The sequence below is a fragment of the Corynebacterium antarcticum genome (assembly GCF_016595285.2).
Taxonomy (GTDB): domain Bacteria; phylum Actinomycetota; class Actinomycetes; order Mycobacteriales; family Mycobacteriaceae; genus Corynebacterium; species Corynebacterium antarcticum.
In genome coordinates this window covers 182,539-197,175 of sequence record NZ_JAENIP020000002.1, presented here as the reverse complement: position 1 = coordinate 197,175, position 14,637 = coordinate 182,539, and the positions used below count along the sequence as shown (strand labels likewise).

Annotated in this window: 11 protein-coding genes and 4 tRNA genes; 7 read left to right on the top strand and 8 right to left on the bottom strand. The window is 66.3% G+C overall.

Features of this window, described 5'->3' with window-relative positions:
- Positions 1-5: 5 nt before the first annotated feature.
- The 3 genes from JIM95_RS05030 to JIM95_RS05020 form a co-directional block, all read right to left on the bottom strand.
- Positions 6-81: transfer RNA gene (locus JIM95_RS05030), tRNA-Arg, on the bottom strand.
- A gap of 156 nt (positions 82-237) precedes the next feature.
- Positions 238-310: transfer RNA gene (locus JIM95_RS05025), tRNA-Arg, on the bottom strand.
- 22 nt (positions 311-332) lie between these two features.
- Positions 333-424: transfer RNA gene (locus JIM95_RS05020), tRNA-Ser, on the bottom strand.
- A 128-nt stretch (positions 425-552) separates the two neighbouring features.
- Here JIM95_RS05020 and hisC point away from each other — a divergent pair.
- Positions 553-1,575 carry a histidinol-phosphate transaminase gene (gene hisC / locus JIM95_RS05015; RefSeq protein WP_200258021.1) on the top strand — a complete coding sequence of 341 codons (1,023 nt, stop codon included), beginning with the start codon at positions 553-555 and terminating at the stop codon, positions 1,573-1,575.
- Positions 1,576-1,675: 100 nt separating this feature from the next.
- On the opposite strand, the gene JIM95_RS05010 is transcribed toward hisC, so the two are convergent.
- The 3 genes from JIM95_RS05010 to JIM95_RS05000 form a co-directional block, all read right to left on the bottom strand.
- Positions 1,676-2,683, bottom strand: coding sequence for a VaFE repeat-containing surface-anchored protein (locus JIM95_RS05010; protein WP_200258022.1), 1,008 nt, complete (start codon positions 2,681-2,683; stop codon positions 1,676-1,678).
- Positions 2,589-3,569 carry a Cys-Gln thioester bond-forming surface protein gene (locus tag JIM95_RS05005; RefSeq protein ID WP_200258024.1) on the bottom strand — a complete coding sequence of 327 codons (981 nt, stop codon included), beginning with the start codon at positions 3,567-3,569 and terminating at the stop codon, positions 2,589-2,591. The genes JIM95_RS05010 and JIM95_RS05005 overlap by 95 nt, the downstream gene beginning before the upstream one ends.
- 1,068 nt (positions 3,570-4,637) lie before the next feature.
- Positions 4,638-4,724: transfer RNA gene (locus tag JIM95_RS05000), tRNA-Ser, on the bottom strand.
- 115 nt (positions 4,725-4,839) lie between these two features.
- On the opposite strand from JIM95_RS05000, the gene JIM95_RS04995 reads away from it, so the two are divergent.
- Positions 4,840-5,799 carry an NAD(P)H-quinone oxidoreductase gene (locus JIM95_RS04995; protein WP_200258025.1) on the top strand — a complete coding sequence of 320 codons (960 nt, stop codon included), beginning with the start codon at positions 4,840-4,842 and terminating at the stop codon, positions 5,797-5,799.
- A gap of 19 nt (positions 5,800-5,818) precedes the next feature.
- On the opposite strand, the gene JIM95_RS04990 is transcribed toward JIM95_RS04995, so the two are convergent.
- Positions 5,819-7,075 (bottom strand): aminotransferase class V-fold PLP-dependent enzyme, encoded by a 1,257-nt coding sequence (locus JIM95_RS04990; RefSeq protein ID WP_200258027.1) that lies wholly within the window; start codon positions 7,073-7,075, stop codon positions 5,819-5,821.
- A 112-nt stretch (positions 7,076-7,187) separates the two neighbouring features.
- On the opposite strand from JIM95_RS04990, the gene wzm reads away from it, so the two are divergent.
- Together wzm and wzt are read left to right on the top strand one after the other, a co-directional pair.
- Complete coding sequence (gene wzm, locus JIM95_RS04985) at positions 7,188-8,057, top strand: galactan export ABC transporter permease subunit Wzm/RfbD (RefSeq protein WP_410170756.1); 870 nt, start codon at positions 7,188-7,190, stop codon at positions 8,055-8,057.
- A gap of 14 nt (positions 8,058-8,071) precedes the next feature.
- Positions 8,072-8,896, top strand: a complete 825-nt coding sequence (gene wzt, locus JIM95_RS04980; protein WP_200258035.1) for a galactan export ABC transporter ATP-binding subunit Wzt/RfbE — start codon at positions 8,072-8,074, stop codon at positions 8,894-8,896.
- Positions 8,897-8,917: 21 nt separating this feature from the next.
- Here the strand turns inward: wzt and JIM95_RS04975 are convergent, their stop codons facing one another.
- Positions 8,918-9,682 carry a FadR/GntR family transcriptional regulator gene (locus tag JIM95_RS04975; RefSeq protein ID WP_200258038.1) on the bottom strand — a complete coding sequence of 255 codons (765 nt, stop codon included), beginning with the start codon at positions 9,680-9,682 and terminating at the stop codon, positions 8,918-8,920.
- 323 nt (positions 9,683-10,005) lie between these two features.
- Here JIM95_RS04975 and JIM95_RS04970 point away from each other — a divergent pair, with 323 nt between their 5' ends.
- The 3 genes from JIM95_RS04970 (at position 10,006) to JIM95_RS04960 (ending at position 14,629) form a co-directional block, all read left to right on the top strand.
- Positions 10,006-11,580 carry an ABC transporter substrate-binding protein gene (locus JIM95_RS04970; RefSeq protein ID WP_234034578.1) on the top strand — a complete coding sequence of 525 codons (1,575 nt, stop codon included), beginning with the start codon at positions 10,006-10,008 and terminating at the stop codon, positions 11,578-11,580.
- Positions 11,581-11,697: 117 nt separating this feature from the next.
- On the top strand, positions 11,698-12,654 hold the full coding sequence (locus tag JIM95_RS04965) for an ABC transporter permease (protein WP_198738871.1): 957 nt from the start codon (positions 11,698-11,700) through the stop codon (positions 12,652-12,654).
- Between the two features lies 1 nt (position 12,655).
- Positions 12,656-14,629, top strand: coding sequence for a dipeptide/oligopeptide/nickel ABC transporter permease/ATP-binding protein (locus JIM95_RS04960; protein WP_200258041.1), 1,974 nt, complete (start codon positions 12,656-12,658; stop codon positions 14,627-14,629).
- Positions 14,630-14,637 lie beyond the last annotated feature (8 nt).

The following is a 14,637-nucleotide window of genomic DNA, read 5'->3' as shown; positions in this document are numbered from 1 at the left end:
CAATGTGGTGCGCCCGGAGGGATTCGAACCCCCAACCTTCTGATCCGTAGTCAGATGCTCTATCCGTTGAGCTACGGGCGCATGTCGCTTTGGGGCGTATCAGCCCCGGCAACGATGTACTACATTACACCCGCCGTGGAAGAGTCAACAAATATGCAGGTGAACGCGCATATCCGACAAAATGAGACGGCCCCCCGTTATCCGGGGGGCCGTCTCATTTTCTGTCTCGACACAGAGTGCGCCCGGAGGGATTCGAACCCCCAACCTTCTGATCCGTAGTCAGATGCTCTATCCGTTGAGCTACGGGCGCTTATTCAGTTGACCCTTGCGGGTGGCGGAGGCGAGAGGATTTGAACCTCCGGTCCTCTGTTAGGAAGACAACTCATTAGCAGTGAGTCCCATTCGGCCGCTCTGGCACGCCTCCATCGACCTCGCGCACATCGCACGTATGCAGATGACGCGAAACCAGCGATGATGTTACCCTGAGCCCCGCTGTCACGGCAAAACCACAGGCCACACACTCCAGATCCACCTGGTTGTAGTGTTGGACGTATGATCCGCAACGATGTCTCCGCCATTCCCGCCTATGTCCCGGGGCGTGCAGCACCGGACGCCCTGAAGCTGTCCAGCAACGAGGCCGCCCACCCACCACTGCCGAGTGCCGTCGAGGCGATGACAGAGGCCGCCCGCACCGCGAACCGGTACCCGGACATGGGGGTCGTCACACTGAAGGCGGAGCTCGCGGACACCCTGGAACTCACCCCGGAACGGATCGCCGTGGGCTGCGGATCCTCGGCCCTCTGCCAGCAGATCGTCCAGGCCACCTGCCAGGCCGGGGATGAGGTCATCTTCGCCTGGCCCAGCTTCGAGGCATACCCCATCTTCTGCCTCGTCGTGGGCGCCAGGCCCGTGATGATCCCCCTCGACGACAACCACAGGCACGACCTCGACGCGATGGTGGCCGCGGTGTCCGACCGAACCCGTCTCATCTTCGTCTGCAACCCGAACAACCCGACCGGCACCAACCTCACGGAAGACGAGTTCACCGCATTCATGGACCGTGTCCCCGATGACATCGCCGTTGTTCTCGATGAGGCGTACATCGAGTACGTCCGCGACGAGAACAACCCGGTCTCCACGGAACTCCTCGACCGGTACCCGAACCTCATCGGCATGCGCACCTTCTCGAAGGCCTACGGCCTCGCCGGCGTGCGCATCGGCTACGCCTTCGGCGAGCCGCAGATCATCGATGCCGTGAATCGAATGGCGCTCCCGTTCAGCGTGAATGCCGTCGGTCAGGCCGGGGCACTCGCGTCCCTGGCCGCCGCGGATGAACTGCTCCGCCGGACTGAGGAAGCCGTCGAGCAGCGCGAGGCGTTGGTCGCCCGGATCCCGGAGGCCGTCGACTCGCAGACGAACTTCGTCTGGATCCCCACCACCCGCGCCCGGGAGCTGGCTGAGGCCCTCTCCGAACGGGGGGTCCTCATCCGGGCCTTCGACGAAGGCATCCGCGTCACCGTGACCACCGGCGAAGAGCTCGATCAGTTCCTCACCGCCTGGGACGACGTGCAGTAGCAGGTAACGCCGGGATAAAGGGGAGGGCCACCACGATCATGTGGTGGCCCTCCCCTTATTCCGCCGGTCCGGTCCCGGTGCCGTACCGGCGATCCGGACGCTAGGCTCCCCGCCCACGCCACCGGAGGAGGCCGACCCCGAACAGGAGGAACATCAGCCCCAAGAGAACGACGGACAGAACATTCGCTCCGATGTTCGCGAACTGCCTCCCGTTCATCTGATGGGGCTGGACCATCTGCGCCTGCGGGCCGTCCATCTGCTCCTGCGGCTGCTCGTGCCGGGACTGCGCCTGGGGAGCGGAGATCGGGGCCGGCCCCACCCCCGACATCGCCGTCGCCGGGTTCCCGGTACCGGCCGGCGGACGGTGGTGATCCACAACGTGGCCGTACGGCGGGCCCGTGACTGCCGCGGTCGCGGCAACGGCGTTCGACGCTCCGCCGGCGATCACAGCGAGAACCACGGCCGGCACCAGAGCCAGGGCGAGTCCACGTGCGGAAAGAACAGGTGCACAGTCACTGTCGGCGGAGAACAGGCCCCGACCGTCGGTGCAGTTGCCACCGGGGGTCGGTGACGTGGGCCCCTCCTCAGACTCCTCGACGTCGGTTCCGCCGGCGACAGGCACGTCAACCACCTGAGTCTCCGTCACCGGAACCTGCACCACAGGAACGTCGACGACCGGCTCATCGACCACCGGAGTCTCAACGACAGACTCTTCGACCACGGGCTCCCAGGTAGCGGATACCTCGATCACCGGCGCCTCAACGACAGGCTCGTCAAAAACCGGCGCCTCGGTCACCGGAATCTCGACGACGGGCTCCTCCTCCACGATGACCGTCTGGCCCACGTCCCCGGGATCCTCGTGGACGGCGACAGGTTCCGCGGTCGTGTCATCGCCGGAGAACAGCCGCTCGAATGCGACGAGCTCCCGGCCTGCGTAGCCGGCGGGCACGGTGAACTCGACGTCGACGGAACCATCTGCGGCCTCCGGGGTGAAGGAACGTCGTGCGGTCACCTCAGTGGCCTCGTGGGTCTCTCCGTGGACGAGAACACCGGTGAGGGTGTGGCGCTCTCCCGGGATGAGACCGGTGTAGCTGCTGTGCTTCGCCACCCTCGTGGACGAGGACTGAACCGGCCTGGAGCGGTACCTCGGCGGTGAGTTTGAGCTTCGCGGCACCCGCTGCGAGACCCGCGGGGACCCGGACCGAGAAGCGGTCCCCGGAGGTGACCGCCGTTCCCGTTCCGACGGCGTTGCCCGAGCCCAGGTCGACCAGTTCGATCCCCTCCGGCGCCTCCTCGATGGTCAGCATGCCATTGTCCGCGGAAAGTGAGACGGTGAACTCCCCGATGTCGGAGCCGACCCGGCCTTCCGTCTCCTGCGGGGTCAGGGCGAGGTTGGCCTCGGGGGCGGTCTCCGCGACGGCGCGTTCGATCCGATGGTCGGCGACCTTCCCGATCCTGGCGCTGGTCCCCTCGTCCACTCCGACGAGCATGGGTCGGCGGACATCGGGGTTGGTGAAGTGCCAGAGGGCGAACTGGGTTGCGGTGATGGCGTCTTCCCTGGAGAATGGGCGCCCGACTCCGGCATTGACGGCCAGTTCATGGACCTCGATCCCGGGGTAGGCATTCTTCAGGATCCAGCGGACGTGGGGCCCACCGGGGATTCCCTCGGCACCGAAGCTGCTCAGGTTGTGCCCGCCATCGGCACTGGCGACGACCGCGTTGATGCAGTAGGCACGTGCCAGTCTCTCGTCCGGCAGCTCCACCGCAAACAGTGCGACGGACCTTTTCTCACCGTCTTCCGCGAGCCGGAAGCTGTGGCCGGAGTCGGCGTACAAGCTCTGGACCCCGACGGGTGTCACGAGAGTCTGCCGATCTGTCGGTTCCGCCGCTGACGCCACTCCGGTCCCGGCCGGGACCGCCAGCCCGAAGACGGCCAGAACGAGTGCCAGGAACAGGGTCGCCCCCTGCCTGATCTGTCGTACTATTGGATACACGGGCACCACCTTTCGTATTATCTTTGATGAGGGTTCCAGCCATGTGGAATGGCGGTTCGATATCGCCCATGGACAGGCCGAAACACCCCGTCCTCACGAGTGTCAAGAACGGGAAGAGAGTAGAAAGCGCCCGTCGAAATTTAAATTCATCACACCATTGGCGCCAGTGTTCAGATCGTTCCGGACCGCTGAGATGCACGGCGGGCCGGCAGCAGGCACACCCCTGCCGGAAGGACACACGATTCCCATTTCCGAATTCCGCGGCCAGCCCCATTTCTCCGGCGGTGCGAAGACGGATTCCCGCTCCCGCATCCGGCGATTCCACCCGCTCTCCGGTTGAATGTCCGTCCGGGTATTCATTCCGGCCGAAAACAAACCCCGAATTTCGGCGGGTGGTGCCGGGCACATGCGGGAACCGGACCCGATGGCGGGCGAAACCACCCCTCGGGAGCAAACCCCGGGCCAGAAGCACGGGGCCGCACGTCGGCGAGGCGACGTCAAGTCCGAACGGAGTCCACGCACCGCGTTCGTGCCGGCCGCGCGACCATCGATCTGACGCACCTCAGGCCGGGCTCCTTCAATCGTCCCCGCGCGCCCTTCCGGTCGCGGGGCCCCGATCAATTCCTGTCCCGCACAGAAAACTGCGCGGGCCCGCAACCGAATACAGATGTCCGGAAATCAGTGCCTCCGCAGCCTGCCACCGGCCCAGAATTCGGCGCACCCGACAGATCGGAGAATACGGTTTTCATGGCCGAAAATAGTCCGTGCCCAGACCTCCCCCGATGAAGTCGGAGGCCTGGAGCACCCTTCAGTGAAGTTCGTCTCAACCACCTGCCCAGCGGTAGTGCACAGGACGTCCGGGCACGTCCTCGCGTCGCCGCCCCCGAATCGCCTGCGATCGCAGCGGCCACCCGTTTCCGGTCCACAGGCCGCCGTACCAGGCAACGAACCGCCCGTCAGTGGCTCACGCACCAGTCCGCGCGGACGGGGTGGCCGCACACCGGCACCGCGCGCGGTCCCCTGCAGGCACGCAGAAGACCCCCTGCGATGCAGGGGGTCTTCTGCCGGCGGAAGTAGAGGGATTTGAACCCCCGGTCCGTTTCAAGGGACGCTCGCTTTCAAGGCGAGTGCATTCGGCCGCTCTGCCATACTTCCTTGGCCGCGACTGATTCTAGCGGATCACCGCAACGTGGCACCAGCGCGCCCCGGACCGCGGCGACAGGTCCCGGATCGCCGGACGCGACCGCCGGTTTCCCCTACCCTGGGCGGTATGAAGGCAATCACACTTGCAAACCCGGACGACAAAACCTCACTCACCTGGAGTGAGGCGCCCACACCCGAACCCGGAACCGGAGAGGTCCTCGTCGAGGTGAAGGCCGTGGGCGTCAACCGCGCGGACCTGCTGCAGGCCGCCGGCCACTACCCCCCGCCGCCCGGCGTGTCCGAGATCATCGGCCTCGAGTGCGCGGGCGTGATCGCGGATCCGGGCGACACCGGCCGGGAGAAAGGCGAACGCGTCGCGTGCCTGCTGGCCGGTGGCGCATACGCGGAGTACGTCGCCGTTCCCGTCGGGCAGCTGCTGCCGATCCCGGAGGGCTACTCCTTCGCGGAGGCCGCATCCGTCGTGGAGGTGGCCTGCACCCTGTGGTCGAACCTGGTCATGGTGGCGGGACTGCACGAGGGGCAGACGGTCCTCCTGCACGGCGGTGCCGGTGGAATCGGCACCTTCGGCATCCAGCTGGCCAAGCAGCTGGGATGCACCGTCGCGGTGACCGCCGGATCCGCGGAGAAACTCGCGACCTGCCGCGAACTGGGCGCTGACATCCTGATGAACTACCGGGAGGAGGACTTCGCGGAGGTGCTGAAGAACCGCGCCGACGTGATCCTCGACATCATGGGCGCGAAGTACCTCGACCCGAACCTCCGCGCGCTGGCGATGGACGGGCACCTCGTGATCATCGGCATGCAGGGCGGAGTGAAGGGCGAGCTGAACATCGGGCGCCTGCTGTCGAAGCGTGGATCGATCTCGGCGACCGGTCTGCGCGGCCGGGATCTCGAGGACAAGGCGGGGATCGTGGCGGAGGTCGTCGAACACGTGTGGCCGATGCTCGAGGACGGTCGGATCAGGGTCAGCATCCACCGCGCCCTCCCGATCGACCGGGCCGCGGAGGCGCACCGCCTCCTGGACTCAGGTGAGGTGACCGGCAAGCTCGTACTCACCGTCGACTGACGGGGGCACGCTCGTCACCTCAGCCGAAGGAGGCGACGGCGCGGGTCAGCTGATCAATGTCGGCGGTCGTGTTGAACGGGCCGAGGGACACTGTCACGGAGCCGCCGGCTTCCCCGGCACCCATCTGCTCCAGAAGTGGATCAGGTGGGCTGACCGTGGTGATGAGCCGGTTGTCCAGCAACCGCTGGTGGACGGCCTGAGCGTCGACCCCGGGGACGACGAGACTGACCCTCGGTATCCGGTCCTGGCGGTAGACGTCGCCTGCGGTTTCGCCGGTGATTCCGAGCAGGTGGAGGCCACCGAGCCACTGGAGGGAATCGATCAGGTGGAGCGAGAGGAAGTGCATGTAGTCCTCCAGCTCCCCGGACGACTCGATGAGGCGGTTGCGGCGACTGCCACGGGCATCCTCCTTCAACCCCGCCAGGTGATCCACGGCGGGGGCGACGCCCCCGAGGAGTCCGGTCGGCAGAGGACCGAGTTCGAGCTTCGTCGCCAGGTGGCCGGGCGCGCCCTCCCAGGCGCCGTCGAGCCGCGGGAACATCGTCGTGTCACGGAACACCAGTGCGGAGACCTGCGGCCCGCCGAAGGCCGCGCAGTCCACGAGGACGATGTCCGCGCCCCAGTCGTCCATGTCGATGCCCCGGTACAGGGCGATGGCGGAGGCGTCGACGAGGACCCACGCGCGTGACCGGTTGTGCACGATCTCCGCGATCTCCCTGACGGGCGCCACGGTGCCGAGGAGCCGGTGCGCCGCATTGACCACGACGAACCGGGTGGATCCGTCGACGAGCTCCCGGTACTGCCAGGCGGGCCATTCCCCGGTCCCGAGATCGGGCTCGGCCCACCGGACGGCCACTCCGCCGAGCGCGCCCAGTGCGGTGAACGGACTGTTCAGGGAGGGATCGGCGCACCGCCCCAGAATGACCGAGCCGCCTCGGCGCAACCGTGGGTGGAGGGAATCCGCCAGGGTCCGCAGCAGCGTCTCCCTGTTGGGACCGAGGACCACCCGGTCCGCGGACGCACCGACGAGATCGGCGACGGCACGTCGTGCCGCTTCGGTGTGCATGTCACCGCGCCGCCCGCCCCCGGGGGCGGTGAGGCCGTGGCTACCGGTGGCGACCTGATTCGAGGTGGCCGATGCGGAGGTCCGGAACGCCGTCGCGACGCCCGAGGCGACCCGCTCCGGGATCTGCGGAAGCTCATGTGCGTTGAGATACGTCCAACCGTCACTCAACGACACGTAGAGTCCGCGCACGCGAGCCACATCAAGGGCCATGTCGCCTCCTCATTCCGTCCGGTGATCACCCGCCAGTATGCCCGCCTGCCGCGCGCAGCGCACATGGGCCGCTAGGGTGTTCATTGTGTCAGATAGCCATTCAACCAAAGACCTGTCCGGGGACATAGCGCGGCTGGTCCGGGCCGAGGACCCCGGCGAGTGCCGCTCCCGGTCGACCACGTTCGCCGCAGCGTGGTCCGATCTCGTGCGCGGTTTTCTCCAGCATGAGCTGTGGCTTCAGCTTGGCTGGCAGGACATCAAGCAGCGGTACCGCCGCTCCGTCCTCGGCCCGCTGTGGATCACCATCGCCACCGGCGTCATGGCCGTGGCCCTCGGTCTGCTCTACTCCGTACTCTTCCGGATTCCCGTCGCGGAGTTCCTGCCGCACGTCACCGTCGGTCTCATCATGTGGAACTTCATCTCGGGCGCGATCAAGGACGGGTCCGACATCTTCATCGAGAACGAGGGGCTGATCAAGCAGCTGCCGAGCGCCCTGTCGGTCCACGTGTACCGGCTGGTGTGGCGGCAGCTGCTGTTCCTCGCACACAACATGGTGATCTGGCTCGTCCTGATGATGGTATTCCCCCGGCCACTCGGCATGGAGGGCTTCCTGGCGATCCCCGCACTGTTCCTGCTGGTGCTCAACGGTGTCTGGGTGTCGATGTTCTTCGGCATCATCGCCACCCGCTACCGCGACGTCTCCCCGCTGCTCGAGGCGCTGGTGCAGCTGCTGTTCTACATCACGCCCATCGTGTGGACGACCACCACCCTGAAGGATCAGGGCGGGGAGATCTCGGAGCGGGCGAAACTCGCCCAGCTCAACCCGCTGTACCACTACATGGAGGTGCTCCGCGCACCGCTCATCGGCGCGGATCTGCCCGTCTACCACTGGTGGGTCGTCATCGGCTGCACCGCCGCCGGCCTGTGTCTGGCGCTGCTGGCGATGAAGCAGTGGCGATTCCGCGTCAGCTACTGGGTGTAAGGAGAACACACCGCATGGTTTCCATCGACACCTACAACGCCTGCGTCGACTTCCCGATATTCGACGCCAAGTCCCGGTCAATGAAGAAGGCCTTCCTGGGGGCCGCCGGCGGTGCCATCGGCCGGAACTCCGACAACGTCGTCGTGGTCGAGGCACTGAAGGACATCAATCTGCACCTCCGCGAGGGCGATCGGGTCGGCCTCGTCGGACACAACGGTGCCGGCAAGTCGACGCTGCTGCGTCTGCTGTCCGGGATCTACGAGCCGACCCGGGGCAGCGCCCACATCCGCGGTCGCGTGGCTCCGGTGTTCGACCTGGGCGTGGGCATGGACCCGGAGATCTCCGGGTACGAGAACATCATCATCCGCGGACTGTTCCTCGGTCAGACCCGGAAGCAGATGAAGGACAAGATGGAGGAGATCGCGGACTTCTCCGAGCTCGGCGAGTACCTGGCCATGCCGTTGCGCACCTACTCGACCGGCATGCGGATCCGCCTCGCGCTCGGGGTCGTCACGTCGATCGAGCCGGAGATCCTGCTGCTCGATGAGGGGATCGGTGCGGTCGATGCGGCGTTCATGGCGAAGGCCCGGGCCCGACTCGAGGAACTGGTCGCCCGGTCCGGCATCCTCGTGTTCGCCTCGCACTCCAACGACTTCCTCGCCCAGCTCTGTGACACGGCACTGTGGGTCGACCACGGTCAGATCCGGCAGGCCGGGCGCGTCGACGACGTGGTCGAGGCCTACGAGGGCAAGGGAGCCGCGGACCACGTGCGCAACCTGATCCGACGCATGCGGGAGGAGAACACCGGCATCCACGGTCGGGGCCCCGTCTCCGGGTGACGGCCCCGGAACGCTGCGGGTTCACCGGTTGTCGAGGATGGTCTCCAGCGGAAGGTAGTGGTCGCAGACGGCCCGCTCATAGGCGCGTACGTCGCCCGCCATCGCCGCCTCGAGCATGTCCCCGTGGGCGTGCGCGGTCTGCACCAGCCCCTCGTGCACGGCGAGGCCGAGTGTGGGGACCACCGCCTGGTGGATCTGCCAGAACGAGCTGACGAGCTGACGAACGACCTCGTTGCCGGCGAGAGCCAGCAGGCCATCGTGGAACGCCAGATCGGCGTCCGTGAATGTCTCACCCTTCTCCGCACTGTCGACCATCGAGTGCACCAGGGCCGTCAACCCCGGCTGGCTCGTTCCGCGCAGGCGACCGCAGAGTGCCTCCGACATACCGAGGTCGAGGAAGCGGCGCACCTGGATGACCTCACGCAATGTGGCGAGGTCTCCCCCGGCGGACAGCGTCGTCCTGAACACGAGCGCCTCCACCAGCGGAGACATCGACAATGCCCCGACGAAGGAACCCGATCCCCGTCGGACGACGACGATGTCGAGCGCCTCCAACCTGCGCAGCGCCTCCCGGACGGAGGAACGTGAGACATCCAGGGTCTCGGCGAGACTGGTCTCCCCGGGCAGCGGGTCCCCCGGGCCCAGTCGGTTGTCCAGGATGAATCGCTTGATCGCTTCGCTGGTCGCGTCCTTGCGGTTCCGGGCCGGCTGCGGCCGGGACGCCTGTCCCACCGACGCGTCTGCCGCCGCATCTGTTCCGGGCTCTCCGGCGCGCATCTTGCTCATGCAGCCAAAGTTATCACGGTTGTCCGACAGGAATGCGCCGATCCCCCTCCCTGTGAGCCCGGGCGAAGATGTGCTCCACATGTGATCGGGACGATAATGGTGATGTGCTGCCGTTTAGTTCACACCATGCATCTATCAGGAGGAATGTCGATAGCACCCCCTTAAGGGGTGGAGTCGAGAATCAAAAGCACATGTCAGGTATCCAGCGTGCGCGTTTCGTCATCTTCCGTTTTCGATTTCATTGAGTGGAGTTCACACACCCCGTATCATCGAGACCGTAAGATGTCTGACAACTTCCCGTGTACCCCAATGAGGAGCCCCCAATGCGAGCACCCACTTCACAGCGCACCCGCGCGCGCATGGCCGGCCTGGCCGCAGTCGCAGCTCTCGGCCTGACCGCGTGTGGCGGCGGAACCACCACCAGCGACACCACCGCTGACGGTGCCTCCGGAGACGGCGACGGCGCGAAGATCATCACCGCCGCCGTAGGCTACGACACCGACAACTACGACCCCGGCACGACCACCTCCGCCCTCGCGCTCGCCGCGAACTGGCACACCATGGAGGGGCTCACCGAACTCGACCCGGCCACCCGCGAGGTCTACCCGGCCCTCGCCGCGGAACTGCCCACCAAGGTGGACGACACCACCTACGAGGTCACCCTGCGTGACGGCGCGAAGTTCTCCGACGGCACCGAGGTGACCCCGGCCGACGTCGTCGCCGCGTTCAACCGCACCATGGACGGCTTCTACGCCCCCATGCTCGGCTTCATCGACTCCGTCGAGGCCAACGGCGACAACGCCGTGACCATCAAGACGAAGTACCCCTTCTCCCTGGTCAACGAGCGCATCTCCCTGGTCAAGGTCGTCCCCGCGGGACAGACCGACGATGAGCTGAAGTCCGCCCCGATCGGCACCGGCCCCTACAAGATGACCGAGGCCGTCAAGTCCAAGCACGTAAAGTTCGCCAAGAACGAGAACTACAACGGCGACCGCCCCGCCGGCGCCGATGAGATGCGCTGGGACATCCTGGTCGACGACACCGCGCGCGTGACCGCCATGAGCGAGGGCTCCGTCGTCGCCATGGAGAACGTCCCCTCGGTGAGCAGGAGCCTGCTCGAGGGCAAGGTCGAGATGGAGTCCGAGCAGGGCTTCAACCTCCCCTTCGTCATGTTCAACACCAAGAAGGCCCCCTTCAATGACGCGAAGGTCCGCCAGGCCGTGCTCTACGGCATCAACGCCCAGGAGCTGATCGACAACACCCTCGACGGCAACGCGAAGGCGGCCACCTCCTTCCTCCCGGAGTCGCACCCGAACTACCACAAGGCCTCCCAGGTCTACACCTACGACCCCGAGAAGTCGAAGGAACTGCTGAAGGAGGCCGGTGTCGAGGACCTGCACTTCACCCTCAACACCACCGACCACGGCTGGATCGCCAACATGGCGCCGCTGATCCAGCAGCAGCTGGGTGAGGCCGGCATCACCGTCGACACCATCGACACGCAGGCCTCAGGGGCGATGTACTCGAACGTCACCGACGTCGACGACCCGCAGTTCGACGTGGTCCTCGCCCCCGGCGACCCCTCCGTCTTCGGAAACGACCCCGACCTGCTGATGAACTGGTGGTACGGCGACAACGCCTGGACCCAGAAGCGCTCCGGCTGGAAGGGCTCCGAGGGGTACACCAAGCTCCATGAGCTCATGGACAAGGCCGTCCGCGCGACCGGCGACGAGCAGCAGGATCTGTGGAACCAGTCCTACGACGTCATCGCCGAAGAGGTCCCGATCTACCCGCTGTTCCACCGCAGCGTCACCTCCGCGTGGAACGACGACAAGATCGAGGGTTTTCAGCCGATCGCCCTGACCGGCATCTCCTTCCTCGACGTCAACGTCAAGTAATCCCCTTCCCGGACCATCCCTGTGGCCCCTGCCCCGCACGGTGCGGGGGCCACAGGGGTGCCGGATGGCCCCCGCACTCCGGAGCGCCGTCCGGGACAACTATCTGAAGGTACTCAAGTGTCCAACCTGATCAGGCTCATCGGGCGCCGCCTCCTGGCACTCCCCGTGATGATCCTGGGCATCACGTTCCTCGTGTTCTTCGTGATGTCCTTCAACCCGGTCGACCCGGCGTACGGAGCCCTCGGTGAGGGCGCTTCCGCCGCGCAGATCGAGGCGTACCACGAGGAATACGGCCTGAATGATCCGCTCTTCGTCCGCTACCTCGCCTTCCTCGGCGGTCTCCTCCACGGCGATCTGGGAAGCTACACCTCCCAGCGGCTCCCGGTCTCCGGACGTATCGCGGAGGCCTTCCCCGTCACCATCTCCCTGACCTTCTACGGGCTGATCATCGCCGTGGTCATGGCCCTCATCTTCGGCGTTCTCGCCGCCCTCTACCGCGACTCCTGGATCGACCAGGTCATCCGCGTGTTCTCGATCATCTTCGTCGCGACGCCGTCCTTCTGGCTCGCGGTCCTGCTGATCCAGGCGTTCACCATCAACAACGACATCCTCCCGGCCTCGGGCCCGCTGATCGCGTTCGAGTCCGATCCCAGGGCCTACATGATGCGGATGCTCATGCCCGCCTTCGCACTGGGTATCCCGGTCGCAGGCTCCCTGATCCGCGTCGTGCGTACCTCCATGGTGGAGGAACTCGACAAGGACTACGTGCGCACCGCGCTCGGCGCCGGCATCCCCAAGCACATCGTCGTGGCCCGCAACGTCCTGCGCAATGCGCTGATCACGCCGGTGACCGTCCTCGGTCTCCGCATCGGCTACCTCATGGGTGGCGCGGTGATCATCGAGGTCATCTTCGCCCTCCCCGGCATGGGGCAGGCGATCCTCGAGGGCATCCAGTCGAACTACGCGGACCTCGTCCAGGGCGTGACGCTGACGGTGGCGCTCGCGTTCGTGGTCGTCAACATCGTCGTCGACATGCTCTACATCCTCATCAACCCGCGTATCAGGACGGTGTGACATGCGCAGAGAACTCACCACCAAGCTTTCCAGGCCCGCACTGAGGTTCGGCCGCTGGCGGGCGATGTCGGTGCCGTCGCGCATCAGCGTCATCCTCCTCGCCGCGATCATCATCATCGCCGTGTTCGCACCGTTGTTCGCGACCCACGATCCACTCCTGATCACCCGGCCGAACACGGCCCCGGACTCCGAGTACTGGTTCGGCACCGACTACCTCGGCCGTGACGTCTACTCGCGCATGGTCTACGGCGCCCGGATCTCCCTGACCATCGGCATCTGCGCCACCCTGTTCGCGCTGGCGTGTGCCGCGGTCCTCGGTTCGATCGCGGCGGTCAGCTCGCGCTGGGTCTCCGAGACCCTGATGCGCGTGCTCGACATCATCATGTCCTTCCCCGGGATCGCCCTCGCGGCGGTGTTCATCGCGGTGTTCGGCAACTCGATCCCGATCCTGATCTTCTCAATCGGCTTCCTCTACATCCCCCAGCTGACCCGCGTCGTGCGCGCCAACGTGCTCGACCAGTGGGGCGAGGACTACGTCAACGCGGTCGTTGTCTCCGGCGCGGCCCGCACCTGGATCCTCATCAAGCACGTCGCCCGCAACTGCGTCGCGCCGATCCTCGTGTTCGCCACGGTCCTCGTCGCCGACGCGATCGTCTTCGAGGCGTCCCTGTCGTTCATCAACGCGGGCGTCCCGGAGCCCGACCCCTCCTGGGGTTCGATCATCGCCTCCGCCCGTCAGGGTGTGCTCACCGGATTCTGGTGGGCCGCGATGTTCCCCGGTCTCGCCATAATGATCACGGTGCTCGCGCTGAACGTCCTCGCCGAGGGCATCACCGACGCGCTCGTCGCCGCGCCCGGCGCGACCAAGATCAACCCACAGGACACCGACGGCAAGCGAGAGGCGGACCGCCTGGCCTCCGACCCGGTCGCCGCATACAAGATCCAGGAGGAGGACCTGAACAAGCGGCTCGCCGAGCTGCGCGAGGTGGAGTCCCGCCGCACGGACCGCTTCATCCCCGACTACTCCGTCCCACCGCTGCTGGAGGTCAGGGATCTCTGCCTCCGGTTCCCGCGGCACGGTGACGTCGACGTCGTCGACCACGTCAGCTTCGAGGTCCGCCCCGGGCAGACGATGGCGCTCGTCGGTGAGTCCGGCTGCGGCAAGTCGATCACGGCACTGACCATCATGGGCCTGCTCGACAGCAGGGCGACGATCACCGGTGAGATCATCTACGACGGCACCGACCTGCTGAAGCTCTCGACGAAGCAGCATGCGGCACTCCGCGGCCACGAGATCGCGATGATCTACCAGGACGCGCTCTCCTCCCTGAACCCGTCCATGCTCATCAAGGCCCAGCTGAAGCAGCTGACCAAGCGCGGCGGGACCCGCAGCGCGGAGGAGCTCCTCGAACTGGTGGGCCTCGATCCGAAGCGCACCCTGGAGTCCTACCCGCACGAGCTGTCCGGCGGCCAGCGCCAGCGTGTCCTCATCGCCATGGCCCTGACCCGCGACCCGAAGCTGATCATCGCCGACGAGCCGACCACCGCGCTCGATGTGACGGTGCAGAAGCAGGTCATCGAACTGCTCAACGACCTGCAGGACAAGCTCGGTTTCGCGATGATCTTCGTCTCGCACGATCTCGCGCTCGTCGCGGAGGTCGCGCACTCCATCACCGTCATGTACGCCGGCCAGGTGGTCGAACAGGCGCCCACCGTCGAGCTGATGACCGATCCCCGGCACGAGTACACCCGCGGCCTCCTCGGCTCGGTGCTGTCCATCGAGGCCGGATCCGGCCGCCTGCACCAGGTGCCCGGCGTCGTCCCCAGCCCGCGGGACTTCCCCCGTGGTGACCGCTTCGCGCCCCGCTCCTCGCACCCGATCGTCGGACTCGACACCCGCCCGGTGCTCACCCGTGCCGCTGGCGAGCACCACTTCTACGCCGTGCAACCCGAACTCGCCGAGAGCGGAAAGTGAGCAATCCG

Coding starts and splice junctions, on each gene's coding strand:
- wzt (WP_200258035.1), top strand. CDS start 8,072: ATGGTTTCCATCGACACCTACAACGCCTGCGTCGACTTCCCGATATTC.
- JIM95_RS04990 (WP_200258027.1), bottom strand. CDS start 7,075: ATGGCCCTTGATGTGGCTCGCGTGCGCGGACTCTACGTGTCGTTGAGT.
- hisC (WP_200258021.1), top strand. CDS start 553: ATGATCCGCAACGATGTCTCCGCCATTCCCGCCTATGTCCCGGGGCGT.
- JIM95_RS04960 (WP_200258041.1), top strand. CDS start 12,656: ATGCGCAGAGAACTCACCACCAAGCTTTCCAGGCCCGCACTGAGGTTC.
- JIM95_RS04995 (WP_200258025.1), top strand. CDS start 4,840: ATGAAGGCAATCACACTTGCAAACCCGGACGACAAAACCTCACTCACC.
- JIM95_RS04975 (WP_200258038.1), bottom strand. CDS start 9,682: ATGAGCAAGATGCGCGCCGGAGAGCCCGGAACAGATGCGGCGGCAGAC.
- JIM95_RS04970 (WP_234034578.1), top strand. CDS start 10,006: ATGCGAGCACCCACTTCACAGCGCACCCGCGCGCGCATGGCCGGCCTG.